Genomic DNA, 22,564 nt, shown 5'->3' on the forward strand with positions numbered 1-22,564 from the left:
AAACGATGGGGGGCATTTGGTTATACCAATCTTATAAACCTATATTCTGAATATCGCAATTGGTTTGACCAATTATCACGCGACCAAATTTCGTGGTATCCCGGCCCAGAACAGCTCGATGTTCTCGACCAGCTGGTCCGTGAGTCCCTGAACGGCTTCGCTGCTGGCCCAAGCCACATGGGGCGTTAGGATGAAGTCGGGCCGATCGACGAGGCGCATGAACGGATGATCGGCGGGCGGCGGCTCCGCCGTCACGACGTCGAACGCGGCGCCGGAGATCCGGCCGGAGGTGAGCGCATCCGCCAGAGCGGCCTCGTCCACGAGCCCTCCTCGCGCGGTGTTGACGATGAGCGGGCGACGCTCCATCAACGCGAATTCCGGCGCCGCGATCATGTTGCGGGTCGACGGCATGAGCGGCGAGTGCAGGCTGATGACGTCGCTCTGGCGCAGCACGTCTTCGAAGGGCGTGTAGAGCGGCCCCATCCCGGCCGAGCCCTTGTAGGCCGAGAAGAGAACCCGCATCCCGAAGGCGCGGCCCAGATCCGCCACCGCCTTGCCGAGCACGCCGTCGCCGATGACGCCGAGGGTCGAGCCGGCGAGATCCCGGATCGGATAATCGAAGAAGCAGAACTGACCCGCCTCCTGCCAGCGACCGCGGCGGACCGCGTCCACATAAGCCAGGATGCTGCGCCGCAGGGCGAGGATCAGAGCGAAGGTATGCTCGGGGACCGTGTTCACGGCATAGTTGCGGATGTTGCACACGGCGATGCCGCGCTCTGCGCAAGCCACGACATCCACGACGTCGTATCCGGTGGCGGCGACGGCGATCAGTTTCAGCGCTGGCGCCTCAGCGATGGCGTCTCGCCGGACCGGGGCCTTGTTGGTGATCACAATGTCGGCGCCGGCGATCCGGGACGCGACCTCCTCGGGTGCGGTCTTCCCGTAGGCCACGAATTCATGCGGGAAGGACGGCGTCCGCAGCTTCGTTTCCGGCGAAAGCGTATCACGGTCGAGGAAGACGATGCGAACCGGCCTGTCGGGCGAGATTTCAGTCATGCGAACCACTTCGTGCTAGTCAGTTGTGGCAATCCGTTCCGCTGCATGCAGGGCCTGGATTCCCTGATGAACCGGCGTCCCGTCCTTGCCGGGACGCTCGAAGGGCGACAATCAGTACAGCCCGAGCAACCTGATCGGCCCCACGGTCAAGACCGGGAACAGGACCAGGGCCAGGATCGCGGCGGTCAGGATCAGGATCGGCGCCATCGATCCGCGGATGACATCCTCGATCGACATCTTGGCCACCTGGGCGACGGCATAGAGGCACACGCCGACGGGAGGCGTCACCAGGCCCAGGGTGAGCGTGATCACGGTCACGATCAGAAAGTGCATCGGGTCGATGCCCATTTTAATGGCCGGCGGCAGCAGCACGGGGATGAGGATGAACATGGCCGCAATCGCATCCATGAACATTCCGACCACGACGAGGAACAGAAAGATCAGGAACAGCGCCATCGTCGGCCCGGTGCTGATGGTGGACAGGAATTCCGCGACCTGCACCGGCAACCCGTCGAAGGTGAAGACCCAGGCCGCGAGCTTCGCGGTCGCCGCGATGAACAGGATCGTGCCGGAGGCGCGGGCCGTCTCGACGAAGATGCTCCAGATCTCGGAGGCAGGAATCGTGCGATAGACGATCACCGACAGGAACATCGTGTAGAGCACCGCGATGGCGGCGGCTTCGGTCGGCGTGAAGAACCCATTGACGATGCCGCCGAGCAGGATGACGGGCGTCAGCATCGGCAGGATCGCGCGAAGGCCTGTGGTGACCACGAGTCGGACATTGAACGGGGACGGCGGATTGTAGCCGTAATTCACCGCGTAGAAATGGTTGAACACCATGAAGACGAACGCAATGAACAGGCCCGGGATTAGACCGGCCACGAGCAAGGTCCCGATCGACACATTCGCAATGGAGCCCGCGATCACCACGAGAATGGACGGCGGAATGATGGAGGACAGCGTCGATGTGACGAGCGTCATGCCAACCGCGTAGCCTTTCGGAAAGCCATGCCGCTCCATCGCCTTGATCTCGATGGCGCCCACCGATGCGATGTCGGCGACGGACGATCCGGAGATGCCACCGAAGATCACGGAGGACACCACGTTCACGTGGCCGAGGCCGCCCGGCATCCAGCCGACCATGGCCTCGGCGAAGTCGAAGATGCGTTCGGCGACCCTGCCCCGCTCCATGAAATGGCCGACCAGGATGAAGAGCGGCACGGCGACGAGCAGGAAGGAGTTCATGGCCGAGAACATGCTCTGCGACAGCAGGTCGATCGGCGTCGAGGTGAACAGCAGGATGACGGCAACGCTGGCAAGGCCCAGGGCGACGGCCAGAGGAACGCCGATGGCGGACAGTCCCAGGAAGAGCAGAAGCAGCGCAATACTCATGACGTATGCCCTTTCGAAACGAAGGCGTCGGTTTCGTCGAGTTCGACCTGCGGCTGGACACCGACCTCCGGAAGCTCGATGAGATTGCGGCTTGCCTTGAGCGATTCAAAGATCGCCAGAATAGCGAGAACGGCCGAGATGGGCATGATGAGTCCGATCACCCACATGGGGATCGGAAGGGTCGCCGTCTGCTCGTTCATCATCAACTGCTGACGGATGAGGCTCAGGCCGGTCCATCCCATGAGAGCGAAGAACAGAACTGAGGAACTGACATAGATCGGCACGGCAAGACGCCGAAACAGGTTCGGAAGCGCGGCGATGAACACTACGACCCTCGCGCTCTCCACCGTCCGGAATCCTGCGGCCAGCCCGAGGAAGACCATCCAGACGAAGAGATAGCGGGTGGCCTCCTCGGACCAGGATACGGGCGCTCCGAGCAGCCGGCCCACCACCTGGACGAGCACCACGATCAGAATGCCGGTGGCTGTCGCCCCCGCTGCGAAGTCGGCTGTGATTTTGACGAATCTGCCGAGAAGGGATGGCTTGTGAGCCATAGGCCGTCACTCCCGAATGCGATGCTGGCCGCGCAAGCGGCCAGCATTCCTGGAGGATGATCGATCGTGTTATTTGCTGACCGCCGCGATGGTGCGATCGAAGAACGCCTGATCCTTCACCAACTGCGCGAAGGTGGGGAACAGCTCCTTGGCGACGGCCGCGAAGGCCTTCTGCTGCTCGGGCGTCAGGCGCTCGACCTTCATGCCCTTCTCGGTCAGGGTCGCGATCGACTTGCTTTCGTCGGCGGCATCGTTCTCGACCTTCCAGGCCTCCGCCTCGACGGCCGCCTCCTTGATGGCCTTCTTCTGGTCTTCAGGAAGCGCGTTGTACTTGGCGGGATTGATGGCCAGCACCCAACCGTCCGCCATGTGGTTCGACATGGTCGCGTAGGATTGCACTTCGTAGAACTTGGCAGTCACCGGAATGTTGATCGGGTTTTCCTGTCCGTCGATGACCTTGAGCTGCAGACCGTTGTAAACTTCCGCGAAAGCCATCGGGGTCGGGGCAGCGCCCAGCTTCTTGAAGAACTCGACCCAGAGCGGGTTGTTCGGAACCCGGAACTTCATGCCGGCGAGATCCTGCGGGCTCGTGATCGGCTTGCGGGAATTGGTCATCTGGCGGAACGGGCGCGGCCACAACCCGAGGCCCTGGATACCGATCTTGCTCAAGTCGGCAGTGAGCTCCTGGCCCATCGGCCCGGAGAGATAGGAGCGGAGCTGCGCGGTGTCCGCGAACAGGTAAGGCACGGAAATGGCCGTGAACTTCGGGTTGAAGTTGGCGTAGAGCGATGTGGACAGCAGCAGCATGTCGAGAGAGCCGCCCGCAAGCTGCTTCACCGCGGCCGAAGGATCGCCGCCATAGAGCTGCCCGTTCGGAAATACTTTCACGGCAACCTTGCCGCCGGTCTTCTGTGAGACGAGCTCGGCGAACTTATTGGCCGCCAGGGTAATCTCGGAATTGTCCGGGTCCGGTGTCGAAAGGGTGAAGTTCGTCTGGGCCCCCGCTGCGGTTGCCGCCATCATGAGCGCAGCCGTGGCCATGCCACGGACGATGGTTTTCAGCATTCTCGTCTCCTCCTGGTTCTTAGTTGGCATTATTGGTTATACCAATAGGCTAGATGACAATAAAAAAGCTGACAAGTGGTATAACCAATAATGTCTACCATTGCGGAATTAGACGATAGTCGGTTGAGCGGAGCCATTTTTGTTACGCAGTTTCGCCGCATCTCGGCCGTTTATTCAGGGTCCAGCCCTTCTGCGTACGGGACCGCTTGCGCCGGCTGTTGAAGAATGCGTTCGAAGGACCATACTGCCGAGCATGCCGCCATCGGGCGATCTGAAGGACATGCTAAGCTCGCGATCAGAGCGAATAGGATTTGAACGGACTCCATATCGATGACGAATTTAACTGCTTCACCGGCCTGGCAGGCCTTGCAGGCTCATTCCGCTGCCATTCGCCCCTTGCACCTGCGCGAGCTTTTCGCGCGTGACCCGGAGCGATTCAGCCGCTTCTCGGCCAGGCTCGACGACCTTCTGCTGGATTATTCCAAGCATCGGATCACCGAAGAGACGATGGCGCTTCTCCTCGATCTCGCACGCCAAGCCGACGTGGAAGGGTGGCGCGACCGCATGTTCGCCGGCGAGAAGATCAACACCACCGAGAACCGGGCCGTGCTGCATGTCGCCCTGCGCAATCGCTCGGGCCAGCCGATCACGGCCGATGGCGTCGACGTCATGCCCCGCGTGACGGCGGTGCTTGAACGGATGCGGCAGTTCTCCGAGCGCGTCCGGGGCGGCGAATGGCGCGGCGCCACCGGGCAGACCATCACTGACATCGTCAATATCGGCATCGGCGGCTCGGATCTCGGTCCCTTCATGGTCTGCGAAGCCCTCAAGCCATATCAGCGCCCTGACCTGCGGCCTCATTTCGTCTCGAATGTCGACGCGGCCCATCTCACCCATACCCTCGCCCGGCTCGATCCGGCGCGGACGCTCTTTATCGTCGCGTCGAAGACATTCACGACCCAGGAAACCATGACGAATGCCGCAAGCGCCCGGGCGTGGCTGACAGAGGCGCTGGGTGAGGATGCCGTCTCACGGCATTTCGTCGCCGTCTCGACAAATGCCGCGGAGGTGGCGCGCTTCGGCATCGACACGGCCAACATGTTCGAGTTCTGGGATTGGGTCGGCGGCCGCTACAGCCTCTGGTCCGCGGTCGGGCTGCCGATCGCTCTCGCGGTCGGGTTCGATTGCTTTCGTGAGCTGCACGAGGGCGCCTACGAGATGGACCGGCACTTTCGCACCGCGCCTCTCGAACAGAACCTTCCCGTGATCATGGGCCTGCTCGGCATCTGGTACCGGGACTTTCTCGGCGCCTCGAGTCTTGCCCTGCTCCCCTACGATCAGCATCTCCATCGTTTCGCCGCCTACTTCCAGCAGGGCGACATGGAGAGCAACGGCAAGTCGGTGCGGCGCGACGGCAGCAGAGTGGACTACGCGACAGGGCCGATCATCTGGGGCGAGCCGGGCACGAACGGACAGCATGCCTTCTTCCAGCTCCTCCATCAGGGCACGGAGCTGATCCCGGCGGACTTTCTCGCCGCCGCGGAAAGTCAAACGCCTTTGGGAGACCATCACGAGAAGCTTCTCGCCAATTTCCTGGCCCAGACCGAAGCTCTCGCCTTCGGCAAGACGGAGGGCGAGGTCAGAGCCGAGCTGCAGAAGCAAGGCCTGTCGGGAGAGGCCCTGGAGGCGCTCGTCCCTCATCGGGTGTTCGAGGGGAACCGGCCGACAAGCTCAATTGTATATCGGGCGCTCACGCCGCACAGGCTCGGTACCCTGATCGCCCTCTACGAGCACAAGATCTTCGTTCAAGGCGTGATCTGGGAGATCAACAGCTTTGACCAGTGGGGCGTTGAACTCGGAAAGGAACTGGCCTCGCGAATCCTGCCCGAGCTTCAGAGCGGCAAGGCCGTGACAAGCCACGACAGCTCGACGAACGGCCTCATCGACCACATCCAGTCTCTTCGCGAGCGCACGCGATAGCTCGCCGGCCAGGAGGGGGCGCGGACTGGCGTGAGAGGCCGGCAGAGCGCCCTCTGCACGTTTGCTCCACGGAGCTTTGTGCAGGGTCGGCCACCAATCCGGAGCCAGCGAGCGAATTGGAGCAGAATTACCGAGCGGTCACAGGCTTGACCTTGAACACGTCATTCATTGTGCGTGAAAGGGCAAATTGAGCCGCAACTCTGGAACATAACGTTCGCGATAGATCCATCCGGCCTCAGAATCGCCGGCCGAACATCCAGTCACCCATTTCATCAAGTGCATCGAGAGCACGGTTCGTCAGACGGCGCGAACCAGCAAGCAGCCCCTCCTCATGCTCCGCATCGTAGGGATATCCATGACGCGGCATTACCTCTCGGCGCTCTACGAATGCGTCAGCCGGTTCGCCGAGCACCCAATCCCGCTGCGAAGCGGCAGGCGGCATGTTCGCCGGCGGCATCGGGCGAATGTCATTCTTCGCCTCGACCGGATTGCGGCTCTCGGGCAGCAGGATGTCCTCGACCCGGGTCAGGGTCACGTATTGTGACTGGGGCAACGCGACATGATAGCCGAGGCCCTGAGCCAGACCGGCAAGGTCCCGGACAGCTGCCTTGCCCGCCTCCATGCCGTGGCAGATGCTGAAGTAAAGTGCATGGAAGTTGGCATTCTGACGGATTGTCTCACGGCTTTCCTTCGTCGCGAACGGCGCGAGATAGAAGGCCATCGTGCGTCCGCTCTTCTCGGCCACGATCGCAGGTTTGGTCCGTGAGCAGTAAACATACCCGTTCTCCTCGCTCAGTTCCTTGCGTCCGGCGGAACTGGCAAAGAATGTCTTGACCCGCGTTTTCATGAGCGTGCCCTCACCTCCTTTCGCGAGAGGAGCGGCAGCCAGGACGGCGAACTCGTCGCAGCCATCAGGACGACAAAGCCCTCGAACAATATCAGGCCGGTCATAAGCCTGGGCGAGAACTGGGGTCGAGACGAGGAACGCGAGTGCAACAAGAGGTCTGAGCATTGGCCTTCCGTAAATGTATGGTTAACGAAACGTAGCTGTCGAGGTCGCGCACGAATGTGTCGATTTCAGGCCAGCCCCGGAAGCTGTATGCGTCTTGAGTGGTTCTCAGGTTCGCGTCCGATGAGGGGCAATCGGACTGGAATTGCGGCCCGCCACAGGTCGTAACAGGGGCTGCTCCCTAGCCTTCCCGATCTATTACTGAGGGGAGGCTTGCCATGGGAAACTTGTCTGAAACAGCCGATGACCGGCCGGTCAATTGTGGTGCCCGGCCCATTCCTGGTGATCCACTTCAGCCTCCGTGCGCCTAGGCAGATCCCGATCGGTGCCAGGGAAGAGGCCCAAGTGATCACGGGTAAGTGAGCATCGTTTTTGGCGCGTCTCGAATTTTCCTGAAGCCCCGGGTGTTCTCATTCCAATATCCGGACAGTGCTCAGGTGCAACATGACAGTGGCCTACATCAATCGGATCGGCACGGCAGTTCCCGACCACGATGTGCATGGAAGCTTCATCCAGTTCGCAGATCGGGTTCTGCCCGATCAAAGGACCAAGCTCCTCTTCCAGAGAATGGCGCAGCGGGCCGACATCGACCATCGCTACTCGACCCTGGAGCCCTATGGAACTCTGGAGGCCGCCATTGACCGAGACGGGCTCTACCGTCTGGGTCAATTCGCCGGCACTGCCGCCCGAATGGCTCATTTCGAGGCTCATGCCGTGAGGCTTGCTGAGCGCAGCGTCGAGGCTCTCGGCCTCAAGGAGAGCATATCGTCCATCACTCACCTGGTGGTTGCCTCCTGCACGGGCTTTACAGCGCCGGGGCTTGATCAACAACTCGCCGACTGCCTCGGTCTCAGTCCGTCCATCGAGCGGACGCTGGTCGGCTTCATGGGATGTGCGGCTGCCGTCAACGCGCTGAAGATCGCCCATCACATCGTTCGATCCGAACCTTCGGCGAACGTGTTGGTCCTCAATCTCGAATTGTGTACCTTGCACCTCCAGGACACGTCCGATCTCGAAGTTCTGCTCAGCGCCCTTCTGTTCGGAGACGGCTGTGCCGCGAGCCTGGTTTCGGCGCGACCGGAGGGAGTTGCGCTCAAGGACTTTCGTGCTGTGACGATCCCGGACTCGAGCGACCTGATCACGTGGAGGATCGGGGATTCGGGATTTAAGATGACCCTTTCCGGTGAAGTTCCGTCACAGATCGCGCGCGCTCTACGGCAGGAAACCATGCGGAACGACGACCAGGGAATCCTGCGCGGACGAAACAAGGGCGAGTACGATCTCTGGGCCGTGCATGCAGGCGGTCGAACGATCCTCGATGCTGTCGAGCATGGCCTCGATCTCGGCCCCGGTGCATTGCGATGGTCTCGGGATGTTCTTCGAGCCTTCGGCAACATGTCTTCGGCCACTCTGATGTTCGTACTCAAGAGCATGATGCAGTTTGCGCCGTCACCTGCGCAGGGCCTCGCCATGGCGTTCGGGCCGGGACTTGTGGCGGAGACCTTCAGATTCGCTCTTGAGGGGTAAGGCACCATGGGTATCGCACTCACCCAGCGCAGTGGCGAGACGGAACTCATGGATACGGAGAGCGTCTCACTCGACGACTACAAGGCATGTCTTGAGGATCTTGCGCGCGTCAACATTCTGACCCTGACACATCGCCCAATTCTGGCGTGGCTCGATCACGCCACCCGCCATATGGGTCAGAACGATAGCATGACCGTTCTCGACGTGGGTTATGGTTATGGCGACCTGCTGCGTCGGATTCATCAATGGGGCAGGCGTCGACAAAGAAGTATAGCGTTGATCGGTATCGATCTCAATCCATACAGCGAGGTGATCGCGCGTGCTGCGACGCCTCAGGAGGATCGGATCGATTTCCGAACAGGCAACGTCTTCCAGTTCACCTCTGATCGGCCGATTGATTTCATCGTCAGCTCTCAGACCGCGCATCACATGAGTCACGACGATCTCGTGCAATTCGTGCAATGGATGGAGCGCACGGCCGTGCGCGGCTGGTTCATCGCCGACCTGCACCGGCACAGTCTCCCGTTCCATGCATTCCGACTGCTCTCCTGGCTCGCGGGGTGGCACCGCTTCGTCCGGCACGACGGCCCTGTATCAATCGCACGTAGCTTCCGCCGCTCCGATTGGGAGCAGATCCTAAGAGAAGCCGGCGTCGATCTTTCGGCTGCTGTAATTCGGTGGCATGCGCCGTTCCGACTGTGCGTGAGCCACCTGAAATGAGGCCAGGGGAACCCATGGAGGAGAACGCAGTGATCGGTGGCGGCCTGGCCGGCTCGACAGCAGCCTGCCTCCTCGCCCGCGCAAACCGGCCCGTCCTGTTGATTGAGCGGACCGCGGAGGCACACCACAAGGTCTGCGGCGAGTTCCTCAGCATCGAGGCACAGGGCTATCTGACGCGCCTCGGTATCGATCTGGATCACCTGGGCGCCAGCACGATTTCATCCGTACGCATCATCTGCAACCGGATGATCGCCGAAGCAAAGCTTCCCTTCAGGGCACGAGGCCTCTCGCGCAGGAGCCTGGACGAGGCTCTCCTGCGCACGGTAGCCATGAGCGGAGCCCGGATCGAACGCGGGACACCGGTCCGCAGTATTGCACCCGATGGCGCGAACTGGCGCATCGATCGAGGCACCGGCGATCCGTTGCAGGCCAGGACCCTCTTCCTCGCCACAGGCAAGCACGATCTTCGCGGAGGAAAGCGCGTAACCGCCGGGACCAGTGACGAGCTCATCGGCTTCAAGATGCACCTTGTTCTCGCCCCATCCCAGCAGGCTAGCCTTGAGGGCATGGTCGAGATTGTTCTCTTCCCCGGAGGCTACGCCGGATTACAGATGATCGAGGGTGGCATCACGAACCTGTGTCTACTGGTCAGCCCGGAATGCTTCGATGGCGTGGGCAAGCGTTGGGACAGCCTTCTGGAGTACATCTGCAATCAGTGCTCCCCGATGGCGTCCCGTCTCGATGGGGCTGTCGCCGTGACGACACGCCCATTAGCGATCTCTCATATCCCTTATGGCTTTATCCATGCCGCTCCGCCTTCCGAACCAAAGGGCCTGTTTCGGCTCGGCGATCAGTTCGCGGTTACTCCATCCTTTACAGGCGACGGCATGTCGATGGCGCTGCACAGCGGCTTCATGGCAGCGTCAATGTTCGCGCGGTATGGTAGGGAAAGCTCGCTTTACCACCACAGGATGCGGGATGATGTGCGCAGACAGATCCGGATCGCCTCACTGATTCATGATGCAGGCCGCTGGTTCCCGGGTCAGCCGGTCCTTCTCCGGATGTTTCAGGCCTGGCCTGCGGCGCTTCGATTCATCGTGGCGATCACGCGTCTGCGCACGGCCGCCATTCAGCGGGCGCTGATCGCACCATGATCATTCCAAGAACACCCCAGACGACACAGGCGGTCGCCGACCACTACGATGAACTCGATCCGTTCTACCGTGAGATATGGGGAGACCATGTTCATCACGGGCTTTGGCTCACGGGCCGGGAGAGCCCCGCTCAAGCAGTCGAGGCCCTGATCGCTTACCTGACACGTGAACTGGCGCTGCGGCCCGGACAACATGTCTGCGACGTCGGGTGCGGTTATGGCGCCACGGCGGAATGGCTCGCGGAGAATTTTGGGGTTCACGTCACGGGCTTTACTCTCTCCGAGGAGCAGTTGAAGCATGCCCGGGTCCGGAGCGAGGGGAATGCCCTGCTCAGCTTCCTGCGCCGGGATTGGCTGGAGAATGGATTTAATGAGAACGCTTTCGACAGCATCATTGCCATCGAAAGTTCCGAACACATCGCCGATAAGCAGCGCTTCTTCAATGAAGCGTATCGAACCCTTCGACGAGGAGGAAGGCTTGGCGTCTGCGCCTGGCTTGCGAGAACGGGAGCTGGACGCTGGGAAGAACAATATCTGCTGGAGCCAATCTGTCGGGAGGGACGGCTCGCGAGCCTGGGAACAGAGGCCGACTACCGAAGATGGGCACTCGAAGCAGGATTCGTGATCGATGGTTTCCATGATCTCAGCGCTCAGGTCCAGCGCACCTGGACTATCTGTGCAGGGCGTGTCGCCAGGCTGCTCCTGACGGATCGGCGCTACTGGCGCTATCTGCTGGATGCCCACGCGAAGAACCGCATCTTCGCCTTGAGCCTGCTGCGTATTCGGGCTGCCTATGCGACGGGGTCCATGCGCTATGGCTTGCTTGTTGTGCGCAAGCCTTGAGAAGAGGCGTCGCCTCGCAGCGGAGAGCAGGTGTGAGGAGCACAGCATGCGTGGTGACAGGCTCGAAGGACTTGGGAGCGGAGCATCCCCGGTTTCGAAGCTGCTGACGACCAGCTGATTCAGGAACGCTCCACACAATCGGCTTTTTGGCCAAGTTCCGATGACGAGGTCCGTCGCATGTCGTCCGCTTCCTATCGCATATGGAGCCGAGCCCATGTCTTCCGGTTACGCCTCGAACCATGCCTCAGCGACCGCCTGGGCGGGCTTTGCCGCCATGGCGCTCGGCATGTTCATGGCAATCCTCGACATTCAGATTGTCGCTACGTCTCTGCCGGCCATCAGCTCGGCTCTCGAGATCTCCCCCGATCAGATGAGCTGGATTCAGACGGCGTACCTGATCGCGGAGGTCATCTCGATCCCGCTGACCGGCTGGCTCACGCACGCGCTGACCTTCCGGCGGCTCTTCATGCTGGCCATCGGTGGGTTCACTCTTGCCTCGGCCGGATGCGCTGCGAGCTCCAGCTTCGCCTCCTTGACCGGATGGCGCATCCTGCAGGGGTTCAGCGGCGGCGCTCTCATTCCGATGGTGTTCTCTGCCGTGTTCCTCCTGCTGCCCCGCAGATTCGAAGGAATGGCGACGACCATTGCCGGCGTTCTGGCGGTGCTCGCCCCGACGCTCGGTCCCATGGTTGGCGGCTGGACCACCACCCGCTTTTCCTGGCACTGGCTGTTCCTGATCAATATCCTGCCGGGGCTCGTCTCGCTGCTCGTCGGCGCGATCTGCCTTCCCCGGCACAGGTCTGAATCAAAGCGGCTTCGCGCTCTCGATTGGATCTCGGTCGGGTGTATCGGGACGGCTTTGGCTGCCTTGGAGATTGGACTGAAGGAAGCCCCGAAACGGGGATGGCTGTCCGGCTCCGTCCTTTTGGCATTCGCAAGCTGTCTCGTGCTTGGGGTTACGTTCACGGTTCGGATGCTTCGCAGCCCGAGGCCACTCGTCGATCTTGCGCTCTTCGCCGACACTAGGTTTGCGGTCGGATGTATCCTGAGCTTTCTGCTCGGAATCGGCCTCTATGGATCGGTTTATCTCATGCCGGTGTTCCTTGCGCTCGTCAGAGGGCACGCTCCGCTCCAAATTGGTCTCATCATGCTGGTTACGGGGAGTGCCCAATTGGTGGCTGCGCCAGTGACGGTCTGGATCGAGCGGCGTGGGTTTACGGCCCTACTCGCTGCTCTGGGGTTCACATTGTTCGGGGCAGGCCTGTGGCTGAGCGCCGACCAAACGCCCCAGACAGACTTTTCAGGCATGGTCTGGCCACAGGCGATCCGCGGTTCCGCGATCATGCTGTGCATCCTGCCGCCGACGCGGCTCGCGCTCGGTCATCTGGATCCGGAGCAGGTGCCAGATGCGAGCGGTCTGTTCAATCTGATGCGCAATCTGGGCGGAGCGATCGGCATCGCGCTGATCGACACGGTGATCTGGTCCCGTGTGGCCGGGCACGGACAAGATCTCCTCAGCCGGCTCGTAGCCGGCGACCGCTCGGCTGCCGATTTCATCGGTCTGTCACCGGATCTGCTGGCGAGGCCTCACCCTCCACCGGACAGCCCGCTCGTACAAGCCTTTCTGAAGCCGCTCGTGGAGAAAGCGGCCCTGACGCTCGCCATCAATGAAGCTTGGCTCTTGTCGGCGATCTTCGCGATGGTCGGAGCGCCTCTGGCGGGAGCGGTAGCAGTCCAACAACGGCGTCAAGGATCGGTCCGCCGCAGATTGGAAGCGGCCAGGGAGTGAGGTGCGATGCGATTGGGTGCTCATGCTGAAACCGTCCTTGAGTGGCTGGCTCTCAAGCTGAACCTCGGCCCGAAGCCGCTGGCCGATACCCAGGCCGCGTTTCAGTTCGCTCGGATCATAATGGCAGCCGCCCGGGCGGGCTTGTTCGAGGCCCTGCACGATGGCGGACGCACGGTCCAGGAGGTCGCGGCCTCGCGCGGCACCGATCCTCGCGCGACCGGCAAGGTCTTAGATGCCCTTTTGGCCCATGGTTACGTCCGATATCAGGACGGGGTTTACGAACTCAACCAGCTGTCTCGGAAATGGCTCCTTGCGGGAAGCCCCTATACGCTCGTGCATAAGCTGGATTTCCAGGACATCGAGTGGCGCTGGACCGAGGGCTTCGATCAGTGGCTTTACGATGGCGTTGCCCGGGATATGCATCGGACCCTCAGTCCCGACGAATGGCATCGTTATCAATGGGGCATGCGTGATTTTTCGACGGCCCCGGCAACGGAGCTGGCTTGGCGCGCACGCCTCCCCAACCCGGCGCGAGCCCTGCTCGACATCGGGGGCTCTCACGGTTTTTATTCCGTCCAGCTATGCCGCCGTCATCCAGCACTGACGGCCACCATTCTGGAATTGCCGGAGGCGGTCCCTGCGGCAGCAGACATCCTTGCGCGCGAGGGCATGGGCGATCGAGTATCTCATATCGCCGGCAATGCTCTTGAGGACGACCTGGGGGAACACCGCTATGATGCCGTCCTGGCCGCCAATCTCATCCATCACTTTGACGAGGATCAGAATGTCCATCTCGCCTGCAAGGTGGCGCGTGCTCTCAGGCCAGGCGGCGTGTTCATGATCCTCGACGCGGTTCGGATCGATACGCCGGCCGATGCGAACCAACCGAGCCGCCGCCTCGGAGCTGTTCTCGACATCTACTTTGCTCTCACGAGTACCGCCGGAACATGGCCGGTCAGTACCGTTCAGAAATGGCAGAGAACTGCTGAGTTGAGACCCCGCCGTCCGATCTGGCTCAGAACGATGCCGGGCGCGGCCCTGATGACGGCTATAAGAACATGACCGGGAGCCCTCTCGGCGAAGAGGCCCAAGCCGCAGTCAAGACATATGGCCGAGACAAAGAAAAAGAGCCAATCTAAACAGCGGGAAGCTGATCCAGACAGGACAGCCCAGGCTCATGGTGGGGGTGCGGATGAAGTTACATTTCTCGCTGCATCGGTTTCGAACTGGCTGATAAGGCACCTGACAAGCGTTCGCCTGATAACGTGCGCGCAGGAATGGACTGCGCCAGCGTCCGTTCCATCAGCACTTGTTCTAACACTGGAAGCGCGATCTTACGCCAAAATACTTGAGCACCGGGTTGCTGAACCAGCCGTCGACCCTAAAACTTGCGGTTAACTTTGACCTTGATTACGGCAACGAAGCCTCAAATCGAGTAGCAGGAAAACGAACTGTCATAGGTCTGAACCAGATCTACTGACTAAGCTGAACTATTCTCACTGGAGGCGATCACCCAGATGACGATGGATCAGGTTCAAGGGTCACAACCCTCCTCCACGCCCCTTGAGCGGGATGCCCGCTTGGTATCCACCGATCATAGGGTTGCGCCAAGCGAAATCGCCATTGGCGTGGTGATTGGCCGGGCTGCGGAATATTTCGACTTCTTCGTTTTCGCTATCGCTTCCGTGGTGGTGTTTCCCAAGGTGTTCTTTCCCTTTGCGGAACCTGTAACGGCGACGCTCTATTCCTTTGCTCTGTTCTCACTGGCGTTTGTCGCCCGGCCGATCGGTTCGCTCATCTTCACGGCGATCGATCGGCGACACGGCCGTGGTGTCAAGCTTACCATCGCGCTCTTCCTGCTCGGCTTCTCCACCATGGCGGTCTCCTTCCTGCCCCGCTATGAGCAGATCGGCGTCTGGTCTCTTTATCTCCTCGGCATCCTACGCATAGGACAAGGCCTCGCTCAGGGCGGCGCTTGGGACGGGCTCGCCTCGCTTCTTGCGCTCAATGCGCCCATCGAGCGCCGAGGCTTCTACACCTCCATACCGCAACTCGGCGCCCCGCTTGGCTTCATGGTCGCAAGCGTCCTGTTCTCGTTCTTCATGCTCAACCTGTCCGAGGCTGATTTCCTGGACTGGGGCTGGCGCTATCCCTTCTTTTGTGCGTTCACCGTCAACGTCGTGGCCGTGTTTGCGCGGTTGCGGCTCGTGGCCACCGAGGAGTTTTCACGCCTTCTCGAACAGCGACGGCTCGAACCCTCGCCCATTATTCCGCTCCTCCGAACCCATGCGCGCACTCTCCTCGTCGGTGCCCTGATCCCGCTGGCGAGCTTTGCCCTGTTCCACCTCGTCACCGTGTTTCCCATCAGCTGGATCACCTTGTTCACGCAGCGCTCTGCAGGCGAGTTCCTTATGATCCAATGCACCGGCGCCTTTATCTGCGCCGGTGCGGTTCTGGCCTCGGGCCTGATCGCGGACCAGATCGGCCGCCGCATGCTCCTCCTGGTTTCGGCTGGCCTCATCGCGGTCTTTGCCATTTGCAGCACCATTGCCCCCCTGATCGTCGAGGAGAACGCGATTGGCCAGACGATCTACGTCAATGCTGGTTTCGCACTGCTCGGCCTGTCCTATGGACAATCGTCAGGCGCAGTGACGTCACAACTTGGTCGGCGCTTTCGCTATACCGGCGCGGCTCTCACCAACGACCTCGCTTGGCTGCTCGGAGCCGGCTTCGCGCCGCTGATCGTTTTGTTCCTATCAGCCCGTTACGGCCTCGCCTGCGTCGGTCTGTACCTGCTCTCCGGGGCGGTCACGACTCTCGTGGCGCTCAGCCTGTCCCGCTCGGAAATCCGGCAGGTTTGAGCCATGCGGAAGCCAAAGAACCCAATCCATCAGAACGCGGGTCACTGCCCAAGCGGGTCACTGAAGCGTAAAGCCCTGCATATCCTGGCACTGGTCACCACCTCGGGGCTGCTCGCCGGATGCAACATGGTTGTCATGAACCCCGCCGGCGACGTCGCGGTCCAGCAGCGCAACATCATCATCGCGTCCACCGCGCTCATGCTGCTTGTCATCCTGCCGGTGATCGCCCTCACATTCATCTTCGCGTGGCGCTACCGCGCATCGAAGCCCGACGCGACCTACGACCCCGACTTTCACCATTCGACTCAGCTCGAAGTCGTCATCTGGACCGTTCCCCTGCTCATCATCATTGCGCTGGGCGCCATGACCTGGATCGGCACCCACACGCTCGACCCCTTCAGGCCGCTCACGCGGATCGGGCCCAACCAACCCGTGCCCCCTGACACGAAGCCCCTGACGGTCGAGGTCGTCGCCCTCGATTGGAAATGGCTGTTCATTTATCCCGAATACGGCGTTGCGAGCGTGAACGAGATGGCAGCGCCCGCGAATGTGCCGATCTCCTTCAAGATCACGTCCTCCTCCGTATGGAACACGTTCTTCGTTCCCGCCATGGCCGGCATGATCTACGCCATGCCCGGCATGGAGACGAAGCTCAATGCCGTCATGAACGAGGAGGGAGAATTCACCGGCCAGTCGGCGCATTACAGCGGGTCGGGCTTCTCCCGCATGAATTTCGGTTTCCGAAGCCTCAGCCAGCAGGGCTTCGATGAATGGATCGCGAAGGTCAAGTCAGCCGGAGCCTCCCTCGACCGGGACGCGTATCTCAAGCTCGAAAAGCCGAGCGAAGCAGAGCCAGTCCGCTATTTCGCATCGGTAGAGAGCAGTCTCTACGACGCCATCGTGGGCTTGTGCGTCAAACCGGGCCAGATGTGCATCGGCGAGATGCATCACATCGACAGAACGGGTGGCGCAGCCGAAGAAAGCGAAGCGAACCGCAGGCGGCTTGATTACGACAACCGCCGCCTGGAGAGCGGGAACGAGCCATCCGGAGCAACCTTTCCCGCCTCTGGCCGCCCGCCTCAGGGCTCCGTCCAGCCGCAGGGCATGATGCCACGGGATCAAGACCTGAGCCGAGGCGGCGTCAATACTCCCAAGACCGAGCCTGATCAGGGACAGGGCAATGCCCTCCCGGGCGCCGACCGGGGACCTGCGCCGGCCCAATTGAACAATCAGCCCACCGACGGCCACCCGCACTGATTGGAACGAGTATCCCCATGTTCTCGAACCTCGATCTCAAGCAACTCATCTTCGGGCGTCTGTCGCTAGAAGCCATTCCCTACCATGAGCCCATCCTGCTCGGGACCTTTGCGGTCGTGGCCCTGGGGGGCATTGCGCTTCTGGGCACCATCACTTGGTACGGTAAGTGGGGCTACCTGTGGCGGGAATGGCTCACGAGCGTCGATCACAAGAAGATCGGCATCATGTACGTCGTGCTCGCTATCGTGATGCTGCTGCGCGGTTTCGCCGACGCGGTCATGATGATCACCCAGAAGGCTCTTTCGGTCGGCGCATCCGAAGGCTACCTGCCTCCGCACCATTACGATCAGGTCTTCAGCGCCCATGGCATGATCATGATCTTCTTCATGGCCATGCCATTCGTGACCGGCATCATGAACTACATCATGCCGCTCCAGATCGGTGCGCGAGACGTCGCCTTTCCGTTCCTGAACAACTTCAGCTTTTGGATGACGGCGGGCGGCGCCGTCCTCACGATGATGTCGCTCTTCGTCGGTGAGTTCTCGCGGGCTACCTGGCTGGGCTTCGCGCCGCTGTCAGGGGCGGCTTACAGTCCAGGCGTCGGCGTCGATTACTACATCTGGGGCCTCCAGATCGCAGGCGTCGGCACGACGCTGTCGGGCATCAACCTGATTGCGACCATCGTCAAGATGCGCGCTCCGGGCATGACGATGATGAAGCTGCCCGTCTTCTGCTGGACGACGCTGGCCAGCAACGCCATCATCGTCACGATCTTTCCAGTCCTGACTGCAACCCTGACGCTCCTCGCGCTCGACCGTTACGTGGGAACGCATTTCTTCACGAACGATTATGGCGGCAACGCGATGATGTACATGAACCTCATCTGGATCTGGGGTCATCCGGAGGTTTATGTTCTCATCCTGCCCGCCTTCGGCATCTTCTCGGAGGTCACCTCGACTTTCTGCAGCAAGCGGTTGTTCGGCTACACGTCGATGGTTTACGCTACGATGGTGATCGCCCTCATCTCCTGGCTCGTTTGGCTTCACCACTTCTTCACCATGGGTGCAGGCCCGACCGTCAACTCCTTTTTCGCCATTGCGAGCATGATCATCTCAATCCCGACGGGAGCGAAGGTGTTCAACTGGCTCTTCACCATGTACCGCGGGAAAATCCGATTCGAGACACCCTTCATCTGGGTTGTGGGGTTCATCCCGACCTTCGTGATCGGTGGGCTGACGGGCGTGCTGCTCGCCGTGCCGCCTGCTGATTTCGTGGTGCACAACAGCCTGTTCCTGGTCGCTCACTTCCACAATGTGATCATCGGCGGCGTAGTGTTCGGGCTGCTGGCGGGTGTCCAATACTGGTTTCCCAAGGCGTTCGGCTACAAGCTCGATCCATTCTGGGGCAAGGCGTCGTTCTGGTGCTGGCTTGTCGGCTTCTGGACCGTGTTCGGGCCACTCTACATCCTCGGCCTGATGGGCGTGACGCGCCGGACGCAGCACTTCGACGACCCGGCCGTGCAGCCCTTCCTGACGATCGCCGCGATCGGCGTCTTCATCATCATGGCGGGGATCCTGGCGTTCCTGATTCAGCTCTTCGTCAGCTATCTTCGGCGCGACCAGTTGCGCGACCTGACGGGTGACCCCTGGGACGGGCGCACCCTCGAATGGGCGACGTCCTCGCCTCCCCCACCCTATAATTTCGCGTTCACGCCGGTGGTCCACGATCTCGACGCATGGTGGGACATGAAGAAGCGCGGGTACGACCATCCTTTGGAAGGCTTCAGGCCGATCCACATGCCCAAGAACACCGGCGCGGGCGTTATCCTTGCGGGCCTCAGCACCGTGCTCGGCTTCGCCCTGGTCTGGTACATCTGGTGGCTCGCAGCCCTGTCCTTCGTCGCTCTCCTCGCCGCCGCCATCATCCATACGTTCAACTACAACCGGGACTATTACATCCCGGTCGAGGACGTCGTCCGGCTTGAAAGCCAAAGGATGGCGCAACCCGCAGGAAGGGTCTGAGCCGATGCATGAAATGACCCCGCCGCCGGGCGCAACGGCACCGGTCTTCTACGAGCAGGAGGAGCATGCCCACGGCGACGGGGGCACGCTGTTCGGCTTCTGGATCTACCTGATGGGGGATAGCCTCATCTTCGCGGTCCTGTTCGCCTGCTACGGCGTACTCGGACGCAACTATGCAGCGGGGCCATCAGGCGCCGACCTGTTCGATCTGCGGCTGGTCGCGGTCAACACGAGCCTCCTGCTCCTGTCTTCGATCACGTACGGGTTCGCCATGTTGGAGATGGACAAGAACCGGGTCAACAAAACCCTCGCCTGGCTCGCGATCACGGGCCTGCTAGGCGCAGCGTTCCTCGCGATCGAGCTTTATGAGTTCGCCCATTTGATCCGCGAAGGCGCAACGCCTCAGCGGAGCGCATTTCTTTCTTCGTTCTTCACGCTGGTAGGCACGCATGGACTGCACGTCACGTTCGGCATCGTGTGGCTCGTCACACTGATGGTCCAGGTGCGTCAGCGCGGGCTGATCGTGGAAAACCAGCGTCGGCTCATGTGTCTGTCCATGTTCTGGCACTTCCTCGACGTGGTCTGGATTGGCGTGTTCACCTTCGTTTACTTGATGGGGGTCATGCGATGAGCCAGATCGCCGAGCCCAGGATATCCGGGGGACCGCAACATCGCGAGGAGACGCACGGGGAGCCTCATTCCCATGGCGCGCAAGGCACGTTCAGAAGCTATATGACCGGCTTCATCCTGTCGGTCATCCTTACCGCCATCCCATTCTGGCTCGTGATGGGCGATGTCCTGAACGACACGCGCACGACCGGCATCGTCATTATGGCACTGGCGGCGGGGCAGATCGTGGTTCATATGATCTATTTCCTGCACATGAATACAAAATCGGAGGGCGGCTGGACCTTCCTAGCCCTGTTGTTCACGCTCATTCTTGTTGTCATTACGCTGGTTGGCTCGATATGGGTCATGTACCATTTGGACCAGAACATGATGCCGATGCCGCCGCACGAGGCCTTGCAAAAGCCCTAACGGGCAAAAGCATCGCAGCGCTGGTTGCCTTCGACATCGTTGCAATCCTGCTTGTGGTCGGCCTCGCCACGCTCGCCGTCTGGCAAGTCCATCGCCGCGCCTTTAAACTTGACCTGATCGCGCGCGTGGAGTCGCGGGTTCACGCGGCCCCAGCGCCCGCGCCAGGACCGGAACGTTGGGCTGGCATATCGTCCGCTACAGACGAGTATCGCCGCGTAGTCGTGACGGGAGACTGGCTTGGAGATCGCTCGACGCTTGTCCAGGCCGTGACGGAATTGGGCGGCGGGTATTGGGTCGTGACACCTTTGGCCCGAAACGACGGGACGACAATCCTCGTCAACCGCGGCTTCGTTCCCGCAACCGAGCGCGACCCAGCCTCGTGGCGTCCGCGAAGCCCAGGGCTCGTCACCGTGGTGGGCCTCCTGCGCATATCCGAACCGGGCGGCGCCTTTCTGAGGACAAACGACCCGATATCGGATCGCTGGTTCTCACGCGACGTCGCCGCGATCGCCGCGGCACGTGGCCTCGATAAGGTCGCGCCTTATTTCATCGATGCCGAACGGACACCTAGTGAAACCAGCTTGCCTGTCGCAGGGCTGACAGTGATCGCTTTCTCCAACAACCACCTCGTCTATGCGCTCACCTGGGGCGCTTTGGCGCTGATGGCCGCAGCGGGGGCAATCTTCGTCAACATCGATCGATTGCGACCCGCCTGGGTAGGACAGCGCGACACTGGTCTACGCGAGTCGTGAGATGGAACTCAGCCGATCCATTGGTATTCTCGGCCTAACCAAGCAGAAGCCCTTTTGGACTATCGGCAGCAGTTCGCTCACGGCATCCGGGCGGACGGGCTGCGTGCGACGATTGCTCCATTGACCCAAGTCACAACAATGTTGCTTCGCGTTGCGTTTAAGACGAGCTTCTGAAACAGGTCCTCGATCGTATCCATTTCCGGTGCCCAACTGACATTCGAGCCGGGGACCTGGATATCCATCAGCAGCGCATCGAACTTGTAGCCGGGGGCAAACTTCCCGACTGGAAGGCCCAAGGCCTCTCCGCCCCCGACCGTTGCCAACCAAAAGGCTTCCGGAACTGAGATCGCCGATCCTGCGAGGCCGCGCTCGTCGGGGGATAAATCCGGGTCAACGCCACTTTGGCGTACGCGAGACGCCAGCAGGGCATGGCGGCAGCCGTCCAGAATTGACGGGCTGTGCCCCGCGGAGATATCGCTCCCCAGTCCGACACGCACGCTCCTGTCTAAGGCTGCCCGCAATGGGAAAACGGCATTTGCGAAGTAGAAGTTCGAGAGTGGACAATGGGCTACGGCAGCTCCCTTCTGCTGGATCAATGCCAAGTCCTCATCGCTGACGAAATTCGAATGTGCCAGGATGGTGTTCTGGCGCAACAACCCGAATCGGGCCAGAACCTCCGTGTCGCTCGCGCCAAAGCGCTCCTGAACGAAGTTGCGTTCCCAGTCGCTCTCGGAGCAATGGGTCTGGACCAGGCAGTTCAGCTCTTCCGCAAGTTTCCCGAGGCCGTCGAGCAAGGCGTCGGTACAGCTCGGAATAAACCTCGGCGTAACAATCGGGCGGACCAGCGGATCGTCGTCACCGGCACGCTCGCGGACGCCTTCAATAAAGGATCGGGTATAGTTCAGAGCATCAGACGCACTCACGTCGCGATAAAAATCCGGGCATTGAGTGAGATCATCCATGGCCACCTTGCCGACGAAAGCGCGCTGTCCCTTCGAAAGACAGATTTCCGCAAGTGCTAGAGACGCCTCAAGGTGGATGGTCGCAAAGTAAACAGCAGTCGTCGTGCCATTGGCCAGCAGAGCCTCGACAAGAGAAGAATAGACCTCGCGGGCAAAAGAGGGATCAGAGTACCGGGCTTCGAGAGGAAACGTATATTTCTGGAGCCAGACTTCGAGAGGGGCATCCAAGGCCTTCCCCAGCTGGGGCCATTGCGGGGCATGGATGTGAAGGTCAACAAGCCCTGGCAGAAGAAACTGGCCATCCTCAAGCGCAGTCAAGATGCCCTGGCGCTCAGCCTGAGCCTTGACCTCGGCAGAGCGTGGGTGATCTTTTGGAAGGATCTCCGAAATTCTCCCAGCAGAATCGATCAGGATAAGGACGTCCTCCAGCACTTCCAGCGTGCCGCGTGTCGGCACGTGAAACGCGGTGCCTGCCACAACCCTGTCTGGCATTGGATTATCCCTCTCAATCAGTTGGTTGGGACGTCATACGTTCCCTCACTGGGCAGGCAAGGGATTTTTTGCGCTTTGTCAGGTCCAAGACCA

Annotated in this window: 19 protein-coding genes; 13 read left to right on the top strand and 6 right to left on the bottom strand. The window is 61.0% G+C overall.

Annotation, left to right across the window (positions count from 1 at the left end; genetic code table 11):
- Positions 1-75 precede the first annotated feature (75 nt).
- From ACS5Q0_RS10795 to ACS5Q0_RS10810, 4 genes are all read right to left on the bottom strand, one after another.
- Complete coding sequence (locus ACS5Q0_RS10795) at positions 76-1,056, bottom strand: D-2-hydroxyacid dehydrogenase (protein ID WP_473126629.1); 981 nt, start codon at positions 1,054-1,056, stop codon at positions 76-78.
- Positions 1,057-1,167: 111 nt separating this feature from the next.
- A complete protein-coding gene (locus ACS5Q0_RS10800; protein WP_473126630.1) occupies positions 1,168-2,448 on the bottom strand; it encodes a TRAP transporter large permease in 1,281 nt (426 codons plus the stop codon).
- Positions 2,445-3,002, bottom strand: coding sequence for a TRAP transporter small permease (locus tag ACS5Q0_RS10805; RefSeq protein WP_473126631.1), 558 nt, complete (start codon positions 3,000-3,002; stop codon positions 2,445-2,447). The genes ACS5Q0_RS10800 and ACS5Q0_RS10805 overlap by 4 nt, the downstream gene beginning before the upstream one ends.
- Before the next feature lie 69 nt (positions 3,003-3,071).
- The gene (locus ACS5Q0_RS10810; RefSeq protein ID WP_473126632.1) at positions 3,072-4,067 is read right to left on the bottom strand and encodes a DctP family TRAP transporter solute-binding subunit; all 996 of its coding nucleotides are present in this window, start codon (positions 4,065-4,067) and stop codon (positions 3,072-3,074) included.
- A 330-nt stretch (positions 4,068-4,397) separates the two neighbouring features.
- Here ACS5Q0_RS10810 and pgi point away from each other — a divergent pair, with 330 nt between their 5' ends.
- Positions 4,398-6,047: a glucose-6-phosphate isomerase gene (gene pgi, locus ACS5Q0_RS10815; RefSeq protein WP_473126633.1), complete on the top strand. Its 1,650-nt coding sequence runs from the start codon at positions 4,398-4,400 to the stop codon at positions 6,045-6,047.
- A gap of 235 nt (positions 6,048-6,282) precedes the next feature.
- Here the strand turns inward: pgi and ACS5Q0_RS10820 are convergent, their stop codons facing one another.
- Entirely contained in the window at positions 6,283-7,059 is a 777-nt protein-coding gene (locus ACS5Q0_RS10820) for a hypothetical protein (protein WP_473126634.1), read from the bottom strand.
- A gap of 441 nt (positions 7,060-7,500) precedes the next feature.
- On the opposite strand from ACS5Q0_RS10820, the gene ACS5Q0_RS10825 reads away from it, so the two are divergent.
- The 12 genes from ACS5Q0_RS10825 (at position 7,501) to ACS5Q0_RS10880 (ending at position 21,017) form a co-directional block, all read left to right on the top strand.
- Entirely contained in the window at positions 7,501-8,583 is a 1,083-nt protein-coding gene (locus ACS5Q0_RS10825) for a type III polyketide synthase (protein WP_473126635.1), read from the top strand.
- Between the two features lie 6 nt (positions 8,584-8,589).
- Complete coding sequence (locus tag ACS5Q0_RS10830) at positions 8,590-9,303, top strand: methyltransferase domain-containing protein (protein ID WP_473126636.1); 714 nt, start codon at positions 8,590-8,592, stop codon at positions 9,301-9,303.
- Between the two features lie 14 nt (positions 9,304-9,317).
- Complete coding sequence (locus ACS5Q0_RS10835) at positions 9,318-10,457, top strand: NAD(P)/FAD-dependent oxidoreductase (protein WP_473126637.1); 1,140 nt, start codon at positions 9,318-9,320, stop codon at positions 10,455-10,457.
- Positions 10,454-11,299, top strand: coding sequence for an SAM-dependent methyltransferase (locus ACS5Q0_RS10840; protein WP_473126638.1), 846 nt, complete (start codon positions 10,454-10,456; stop codon positions 11,297-11,299). The genes ACS5Q0_RS10835 and ACS5Q0_RS10840 overlap by 4 nt, the downstream gene beginning before the upstream one ends.
- 214 nt (positions 11,300-11,513) lie before the next feature.
- Positions 11,514-13,088 (top strand): DHA2 family efflux MFS transporter permease subunit, encoded by a 1,575-nt coding sequence (locus tag ACS5Q0_RS10845; protein WP_473126639.1) that lies wholly within the window; start codon positions 11,514-11,516, stop codon positions 13,086-13,088.
- A gap of 6 nt (positions 13,089-13,094) precedes the next feature.
- Positions 13,095-14,150, top strand: coding sequence for a methyltransferase (locus ACS5Q0_RS10850; protein ID WP_473126640.1), 1,056 nt, complete (start codon positions 13,095-13,097; stop codon positions 14,148-14,150).
- Between the two features lie 455 nt (positions 14,151-14,605).
- Positions 14,606-15,949 (top strand): MFS transporter, encoded by a 1,344-nt coding sequence (locus ACS5Q0_RS10855; protein ID WP_473126641.1) that lies wholly within the window; start codon positions 14,606-14,608, stop codon positions 15,947-15,949.
- A gap of 3 nt (positions 15,950-15,952) precedes the next feature.
- Positions 15,953-17,206: a ubiquinol oxidase subunit II gene (cyoA, locus tag ACS5Q0_RS10860; RefSeq protein ID WP_473126642.1), complete on the top strand. Its 1,254-nt coding sequence runs from the start codon at positions 15,953-15,955 to the stop codon at positions 17,204-17,206.
- A 17-nt stretch (positions 17,207-17,223) separates the two neighbouring features.
- Complete coding sequence (gene cyoB / locus ACS5Q0_RS10865; protein ID WP_473126643.1) at positions 17,224-19,227, top strand: cytochrome o ubiquinol oxidase subunit I; 2,004 nt, start codon at positions 17,224-17,226, stop codon at positions 19,225-19,227.
- A 4-nt stretch (positions 19,228-19,231) separates the two neighbouring features.
- The gene (cyoC, locus tag ACS5Q0_RS10870; protein WP_473126644.1) at positions 19,232-19,858 is read left to right on the top strand and encodes a cytochrome o ubiquinol oxidase subunit III; all 627 of its coding nucleotides are present in this window, start codon (positions 19,232-19,234) and stop codon (positions 19,856-19,858) included.
- Positions 19,855-20,265, top strand: coding sequence for a cytochrome o ubiquinol oxidase subunit IV (cyoD, locus tag ACS5Q0_RS10875; RefSeq protein ID WP_473126645.1), 411 nt, complete (start codon positions 19,855-19,857; stop codon positions 20,263-20,265). The genes cyoC and cyoD overlap by 4 nt, the downstream gene beginning before the upstream one ends.
- Positions 20,196-21,017, top strand: coding sequence for an SURF1 family protein (locus tag ACS5Q0_RS10880; RefSeq protein WP_473126646.1), 822 nt, complete (start codon positions 20,196-20,198; stop codon positions 21,015-21,017). The genes cyoD and ACS5Q0_RS10880 overlap by 70 nt, the downstream gene beginning before the upstream one ends.
- Before the next feature lie 77 nt (positions 21,018-21,094).
- Here ACS5Q0_RS10880 and guaD read toward each other — a convergent pair whose 3' ends face one another.
- Positions 21,095-22,471: a guanine deaminase gene (guaD, locus tag ACS5Q0_RS10885; protein ID WP_473126647.1), complete on the bottom strand. Its 1,377-nt coding sequence runs from the start codon at positions 22,469-22,471 to the stop codon at positions 21,095-21,097.
- Positions 22,472-22,564 lie beyond the last annotated feature (93 nt).

The organism is Microvirga sp. HS2, from assembly GCF_055792805.1.

Coding starts and splice junctions, on each gene's coding strand:
- ACS5Q0_RS10795 (WP_473126629.1), bottom strand. CDS start 1,056: ATGACTGAAATCTCGCCCGACAGGCCGGTTCGCATCGTCTTCCTCGAC.
- ACS5Q0_RS10800 (WP_473126630.1), bottom strand. CDS start 2,448: ATGAGTATTGCGCTGCTTCTGCTCTTCCTGGGACTGTCCGCCATCGGC.
- ACS5Q0_RS10805 (WP_473126631.1), bottom strand. CDS start 3,002: ATGGCTCACAAGCCATCCCTTCTCGGCAGATTCGTCAAAATCACAGCC.
- ACS5Q0_RS10810 (WP_473126632.1), bottom strand. CDS start 4,067: ATGCTGAAAACCATCGTCCGTGGCATGGCCACGGCTGCGCTCATGATG.
- pgi (WP_473126633.1), top strand. CDS start 4,398: ATGACGAATTTAACTGCTTCACCGGCCTGGCAGGCCTTGCAGGCTCAT.
- ACS5Q0_RS10820 (WP_473126634.1), bottom strand. CDS start 7,059: ATGCTCAGACCTCTTGTTGCACTCGCGTTCCTCGTCTCGACCCCAGTT.
- ACS5Q0_RS10825 (WP_473126635.1), top strand. CDS start 7,501: ATGACAGTGGCCTACATCAATCGGATCGGCACGGCAGTTCCCGACCAC.
- ACS5Q0_RS10830 (WP_473126636.1), top strand. CDS start 8,590: ATGGGTATCGCACTCACCCAGCGCAGTGGCGAGACGGAACTCATGGAT.
- ACS5Q0_RS10835 (WP_473126637.1), top strand. CDS start 9,318: ATGGAGGAGAACGCAGTGATCGGTGGCGGCCTGGCCGGCTCGACAGCA.
- ACS5Q0_RS10840 (WP_473126638.1), top strand. CDS start 10,454: ATGATCATTCCAAGAACACCCCAGACGACACAGGCGGTCGCCGACCAC.
- ACS5Q0_RS10845 (WP_473126639.1), top strand. CDS start 11,514: ATGTCTTCCGGTTACGCCTCGAACCATGCCTCAGCGACCGCCTGGGCG.
- ACS5Q0_RS10850 (WP_473126640.1), top strand. CDS start 13,095: ATGCGATTGGGTGCTCATGCTGAAACCGTCCTTGAGTGGCTGGCTCTC.
- ACS5Q0_RS10855 (WP_473126641.1), top strand. CDS start 14,606: ATGACGATGGATCAGGTTCAAGGGTCACAACCCTCCTCCACGCCCCTT.
- cyoA (WP_473126642.1), top strand. CDS start 15,953: ATGCGGAAGCCAAAGAACCCAATCCATCAGAACGCGGGTCACTGCCCA.
- cyoB (WP_473126643.1), top strand. CDS start 17,224: ATGTTCTCGAACCTCGATCTCAAGCAACTCATCTTCGGGCGTCTGTCG.
- cyoC (WP_473126644.1), top strand. CDS start 19,232: ATGCATGAAATGACCCCGCCGCCGGGCGCAACGGCACCGGTCTTCTAC.
- cyoD (WP_473126645.1), top strand. CDS start 19,855: ATGAGCCAGATCGCCGAGCCCAGGATATCCGGGGGACCGCAACATCGC.
- ACS5Q0_RS10880 (WP_473126646.1), top strand. CDS start 20,196: ATGGGTCATGTACCATTTGGACCAGAACATGATGCCGATGCCGCCGCA.
- guaD (WP_473126647.1), bottom strand. CDS start 22,471: ATGCCAGACAGGGTTGTGGCAGGCACCGCGTTTCACGTGCCGACACGC.